Consider the following 6,513-nt stretch of genomic DNA (forward strand, 5'->3'; position numbering starts at 1 on the left):
AACGGATGAGGTAGGGAAGCAGGATATTGCTTCTATTGTTTCTTACAAAACCGGGATCCCATTAGGGAAAATCCAGGCCCAGGAGAAAGAGAAGTTAATGAATATGGAGCAGTTCCTGAAAAGAAGGGTAGTTGGGCAAGATCAGGCCTTAAAGGCGGTGTCTGATGCCATTCTGGAGTCAAGGAGTGGATTAAATAAGAAAGGCCAGCCCATTGGATCTTTCTTTTTATTAGGGCCTACGGGAACGGGAAAAACGGAACTGGCCAAATCTATTGCGGAATTTTTGTTTAATGATGAAAAGGCAATGATCCGTTTTGATATGTCCGAATTTAAAGAAGAACATTCTGCGGCTTTATTGTATGGTGCGCCTCCGGGTTATGTTGGATATGAAGAAGGTGGTCTGCTGGTCAATAAAATCAGACAGCAGCCTTATTCTGTGTTGCTTTTTGATGAGATAGAAAAAGCACATCCTTCTGTATTTGATACTTTTCTGCAAATCCTGGATGAAGGACATATGCACGATAGGCTCGGTAAAGAGGGTGACTTTTCGAATTCCCTGATTCTGTTCACCTCGAACATTGGAAGTGAATGGATTGCAGAACAAGTTGGAAAAGGGGAAATACCCGGTTCTTCTCAACTGATGGAGATTATGGCGAGGCATTTCAGACCCGAATTTTTGGCCCGTCTATCCGAAATTGTACCTTTTGCACCGATCAGCGAAAAGAACGTAGTCAGGATTTTTGAGATCCAGCTGAAGAGTTTAATTGAGGCCCTGGAGAAACAAGGCATAACTTTTGAGATTGATGAACAGGCAACAACAATGCTGGCGCTGAGTGGCTTCACTCCAAAGTATGGAGCAAGGCAGTTGTCTGGAGTGATCCGGAATGAACTCAGAAGGCCAATATCAAAGTACATTATTTCCGGGGAGTTAAAGAAGGGAAATACAATTGTGGTAAAAAAACACGCAACTGAAGACCGGCTGGAATGGGAGATCATAGAACAGGTGCCGGTAACAGAAGCATAAATAATAAAGACATTTAAATTAATCGTAAACCATTAAATACCAATACTATGTTTAACTATGAAATTGGCGGTAATGAGAGAAAGGTAGATACCTCTGAAGCATTTGCAGATATTGCCCACAATAAAACGCTGTTTATTCAAAAACTTACAGATAATGAGCCGATAAAGCCGGAAAAGGTGGAAGGACTGAAAACTGTACAGGAAGTTTTTAACCACTATAAACCAAAGGTGAATGTGTCTTTTGAAAAACAGGATGGTTCTCCGGTATCAGAAACCTTAAAGTTTAATAACCTGGGCGATTTTTCAGTAAAAAACATCATTAACCAGAGTACTTATCTGAATAATGTGAACATTGAGAAGGAAATGTCTTTAAATGTGATTAAACAATTAAAGTCCAACAAAACCTTGAAAGCCACATTAGATGATGCAGAAACAAAAAACGCCTTTATCAGTGCGCTTAAAAACTTCGTTTCTGAATTAGAAGCAAATAAATAGTCCAGTTAAGAACCAGGGATCAACCCGATTTAAATAAATTAAAATGGCAACTCCAGATGAACAAAAAATAACGCAGGAAGCCGCTTCAGGCGCGTCCTTCAAGCCAGCAGAAAAGCAGGCGGGAGAAAAGCTTAGCCTAGAAGCGAGCCTGGAAAAACTGGCAAGAGTAGGTGGCTTCGATTTATTGGAAGCTACTGTTGACGGATTACAAAACTTAAACCCGGAAAGAAAAGCAAGGAAGCAAATCTTTTTAACCGGAGATGAGAAAAAGAAAGAAAGAGAAGAACTTAAGAAAAAGATTCAACTCTGGATTGATGTACTGGAAGACTCTGATTCTGTTTCATCGATGCTCGATAAAAGCACGGAAAAACTAGAAGCTGCAGAGGAGAACCTGAATAAAAATATAGCGACCGCTTTAGAGACTACAAAAGAACTGGAGCAGGCTTATCGCTCTGTAAACCTCTTTTATCAGAATACAGAATCTGATAAATTAAAAAATGTGGTGGTTCTGAATGCCTCTATGGATCAGATCAAGGATTTGGACAATCCAAGGTTTATAGACTATGTTGCAGATGAACTGAAGCAAAAGTATGATAGACTGGATCTTCGTGAGAATTATTCTTTAATGGTGGTTCCAGGTTATATGGGCTCCAATAAGGTGGTAGAAAAATGGGGAAAGATCGCTTACCAGAATAAAGCGATGCTGATTACCGATTTTGCGGATCTGGACCAGCCGGATGATGTGATTGATTTGTTTACTGCAGCAAATCTTACTGGAGGAGATGCTTTCAGGTCTAATGTGATCATGACTTGTAACTGGCTGGTGGGCAGAGGAAAAGTGGCTGAAGTTGGCGAAGAGGATGATCTGACGGTTCCTGGTTCAGCTGCACTGGCGGGAAAAATGTATTATACTCTGATGTCGCAGGTTACAGCTGGTAAGAAACATGGTGCCATCAATGATGTCGACGGTGTAAAGTTTGATCTTAAAAAGAGTGAAATTTCTCACCTGGAACGTATAGGTCTTGTTCCTATGGTGAATGAGTACGGAAAAGTCATGGCTTTTTCGGCTAAAACCCTGTTTAACGGAGATAATATCGGCTTGCAAACCTACTCTGTTGTACGTGTGTTCGATTATGTAACCAAAGTTTTGTTCGACTTCTTAAACAGGAGAGCGTTTGAAAACTGGACATCTAAAACCGAACAGGATCTTCGTGGACAAATTGTTAAATTCCTGGATGGCATACAAGGCCCGGAACGTCTCATTGAAAGATTTAAGATTATGCGTTTTGAGCGGGACGAACAGCAAAAAGATAAAATCCACCTGGACATCCATATTACACCGTATTTTCCTGCTAAAAGTTTTGTGGTCAAACTGGACGGTCAGAAAGGTGAGGATGAAGAAACCACCTGGAGTACAGAATACGCACAACAATAACCCAGGTTATTCTATATCAGATATCCGGCCAGATGGTACTCCAGCTGAGCCGGATATTTTTTTATACCTCTTTTACATTTCCTGACTTAACAATTTCTTTATATTTTAGTCCCGCAGATTTTACGCTGTACCGGGAATACATGAAACAAGTACTGATCATTAATGGCGATCCTGAAAAAACGGCTGCGACAAGCCTGCTGATTGATGCCTACAAAAAAGGCGCCCAGGAAGCTGGCGCGCAGATCAAAGAAATTGCGATCATCGATCTGATCTTTAATTCCAATAAACAATTCACCAACCGTGTTACTGAGTTAGAACCGGATCTGAAACGGGCATTGGATATGATCGTCTGGGCCAACCATGTCGTTTTATTTTGTCCGGTATATATGTCTTCCATTCCTGCCCGGATCAAGGGCTTTTTTGACCGGTTGTTTATGCCGGATCAGGTATTTCTTTCCAGAAACCAGAACATCAGCAATAATTTTAGTGGAAGATCTGCACGAATTGTGTCTATTTTGGACGAAGAAACTTTTGAGTACTGGAAACAAGACAAAAAGGTAACTTACTTGTCTATAAAAAGAAACGTTTTTGAAAACTGCCGTTTCCACCCCGTTCATACCAACACTATAGGGCATCTTTACTCGCTGGAGAATGATTACAGTAAAAAGTGGCTTCGGAAGCTTGAAACTTTTGGATCAAAATTAATGTAGCCTTAAAACGGCTTGAGAGCCAATTTGAAAAATATTTATCCTATTGTGCTGATTAATAGGAGATAGTGGCAAACTTTTTGTTTAGATGTTAATGTTAATACAAATTAATAGTAACAGTTTCTCACCCTAAAACAAAAAGTTATGGCTTTCAAAGCAAGATTAAACTTTTCGGGCAAGGAGTACGATGTGCTCCATTGTGCCTACTCCCTAAACCGTGATGTGGATGCAAAAGGAAGACCCTCTTCCGGCGTGTATGGCGGAACGATCGACATTGAACTCGAATCGACCGAAGACACCTCCGTTGTTGAAGCAATGGTAAACAACCAGTACAAACCTTTATCAGGTACTCTGCTAATTAAAAAATCAGAGGAAGATGCCAAAATGAAGGAAGTACATTTTGAAGATGGATACATCGTTAAGTATTCAGAAGGAATTAACATTGTTGGAGATAATCCAATGACCCTGAAATTCCAGATCTCTGCCCGCAAGTTAAAAACTGGTAATGCCGAGCATACCAATGACTGGCCAAAGGCTTAATTCAAAATTAAAAGGACGTTTAACATTTAAAAAAACTTATCATGGCATTTAAAACCAGAGTTACTCTTGGATCAAAAGAGTATGATGTGCTGCAGTGCAGCTTTTCATTAAACAGGGACGTAGACGCGAAGGGACGTCCGTCATCAGGTGTATATGGTGGAACCATTCACCTTGAAGTAGAATCTACTGAAGATACTTCAGTGATCGAATCTATGGTGAACAACCAGTACAAAGCCTTTGCCGGAACCATTGTGTTCAAAAAAGGAGAGGAAGATGCAAAGATGAAGGAATTACATTTTGAAGACGCCTACATCATCCAGTACAATGAAGGTATTGCTGTAAATGACAATACCCCAATGACATTGAGCTTCGTGATTTCTGCACGCAAGCTGAAAATTGGTAATGCTGAGCATACCAATGACTGGCCGAAGGCCTAATTGGCAATAGGCCTATGAAAAACAAGTTTGCCGGAAAGCACTACCTGCTTTCCGGCAATTTTTTAACGACTCAATTCCTGAAATATGGTCAATAAACTAAATATAGACATCAGTATAGAGGAGGTGCCCATTCTGCATTTCAGCCGTTTTACGCTGGATCAGCGTTTCAGCGAGCACCATACTTTTGAGCTGCGGATCAATCATGATCAGGTGGAGGGGACCAATGGGATTACGCTGGCTAAGTCTAAAGACTTTATAGGCAAGAGCCTTACCGCTCAGTTTGGACTGGTAGAGCGTTCCGGAAATATTTTTACCGGGATCATTACCAAAGTGGAAATTGCACAGACCCATGGATTCCAGGGTGACATTGTTATTACCGGTTACAGCCCGGATATCCTTATAGACCGGGGACCAGACCTGGGGTCTTACCTTGGTAAAGACCTGAAAACAATTATCCAGCAGGCCACAAATGATACCCCGCAAAACGACCTGGACTTTCAAATCAAACCAGCCTATACATCGGCTATTGATTACATTATACAATACCGGGAAAGTGATTTTGATTTCATTAAAAGGCTTTCGGCCGAATATCATGAATGGTTTTACTACGACGGCAGCGTGCTCCATTTTGGAAAACCAGATAAAGAAGAACAGATTGCGTTGATCTATGGAAGAGATCTGCACAGTTTACAATATGGAATGCAGATTGCGCCTTTAAATTATAAGAAATTTGCCTATCATCCGCAGGAAGATCAACTGCTGAGTGCTCAGCCTGCAGCGGCCAGTTCCAGTCTTTCAGATCTTTCCCATGCGATTTCTGCTTCTAATGAAGTTTTTAGCAAAAGGTTCAATCAGCCCCTGAATGTGCGTGTCAACTCGCAGAAGGAGATTGATACTTTTGTGAACGATGAGCATAAAGCTTTGGTGTCGGGATTGGTGAGTATTTCCGGTCACGGAGATAATCCTAAGGTTGGTCTGGGTAAGATCGTAGACATCAGTACCAGTATGAGAAATGGTCTGGATTTCCAGGTACAGGACTTTGGTAAGTTTATCGTAACCGCAGTTTACCATGAAATTGATGGGCTTGGACATTATCAAAACACATTTGAAGGCGTAGCTGCAGACAGTGAAAAACTTCCTGTAGGGCAAGTGAAGAAACCTGAGGCGGATATGCAACTTGCAGATGTGTTGGACAATGATGATCCTCAAGGGCAAGGACGGGTAAAGGTGAAATTTAAATGGGAATGTCAGACCAATGACCCCACCGAATGGCTGCGGGTTATGAGCCCGAATGCCGGAAGTGGAGACACGGGAGCGAACCGTGGTTTCCATGTGATTCCGGAAAAAGGGGATCAGGTTGTAGTCGCCTTTGAAGAAGGAAATATTGCCAGACCGGTCATCCTCGGAAGTGTATTTCATGGAAAAAGTGGAGACAGCAAAGGCTTTAAGAACAGCAATACCAAAGGAATGACTTCGAGAAGGGGAAGTGCATTGACATTTGATGATCTGAACCATGCGCTGAACCTTGGAACCAATAAGGCGAATTATGTTAAGGTAGAAAATGGCCCGGGTTCCATTACTGCGGAGTCGGCCCAAAAAATCGTTATCAAGACAGGAAAGAGTTCAATAACCCTTAATCAGGATGGAACCATAGAAATTATAGGTGAGACGATAACCATTCAGGGAAAATCAGCTATAAACGCAAATTCAGGAGATAAAACGGGTAATGGAGTGAACATAGGAAAGTTTGGTGTGACCAGTTTAGACATAGAAGGCAAAGACAAATGCGTATCTACGTCGGATAAGATCACCATTTCTTCAGGAACTACAATAGACACAAAGTCTTCAGGTGTACATACGATTACAGGGAGTAATG

General features: G+C 41.4%; 7 protein-coding genes. All 7 read left to right on the forward strand.

The window, feature by feature from the left end; translation table 11 throughout:
* Positions 1 to 1,024: AAA family ATPase (locus VNZ46_RS25110; protein ID WP_325563739.1), on the forward strand; the 1,024-nt coding region annotated here is incomplete at its 5' end.
* Positions 1,025 to 1,071: 47 nt separating this feature from the next.
* A complete protein-coding gene (locus VNZ46_RS25115; protein WP_133779351.1) occupies positions 1,072 to 1,518 on the forward strand; it encodes a hypothetical protein in 447 nt (148 codons plus the stop codon).
* Between the two features lie 43 nt (positions 1,519 to 1,561).
* A complete protein-coding gene (locus VNZ46_RS25120; protein ID WP_325563742.1) occupies positions 1,562 to 2,953 on the forward strand; it encodes a DUF5458 family protein in 1,392 nt (463 codons plus the stop codon).
* A 140-nt stretch (positions 2,954 to 3,093) separates the two neighbouring features.
* Positions 3,094 to 3,663: an NAD(P)H-dependent oxidoreductase gene (locus tag VNZ46_RS25125; protein WP_166644001.1), complete on the forward strand. Its 570-nt coding sequence runs from the start codon at positions 3,094 to 3,096 to the stop codon at positions 3,661 to 3,663.
* 141 nt (positions 3,664 to 3,804) lie between these two features.
* The gene (tssD, locus tag VNZ46_RS25130; RefSeq protein ID WP_108554926.1) at positions 3,805 to 4,200 is read left to right on the forward strand and encodes a type VI secretion system tube protein TssD; all 396 of its coding nucleotides are present in this window, start codon (positions 3,805 to 3,807) and stop codon (positions 4,198 to 4,200) included.
* Positions 4,201 to 4,241: 41 nt separating this feature from the next.
* Entirely contained in the window at positions 4,242 to 4,637 is a 396-nt protein-coding gene (gene tssD, locus VNZ46_RS25135; RefSeq protein ID WP_199078831.1) for a type VI secretion system tube protein TssD, read from the forward strand.
* A gap of 84 nt (positions 4,638 to 4,721) precedes the next feature.
* On the forward strand, positions 4,722 to 6,513 hold a 1,792-nt coding region (locus tag VNZ46_RS25140), incomplete at its 3' end, for a type VI secretion system Vgr family protein (protein WP_325563747.1).

The organism is Pedobacter sp. (genome assembly GCF_035566355.1).
Classification (GTDB): domain Bacteria; phylum Bacteroidota; class Bacteroidia; order Sphingobacteriales; family Sphingobacteriaceae; genus Pedobacter.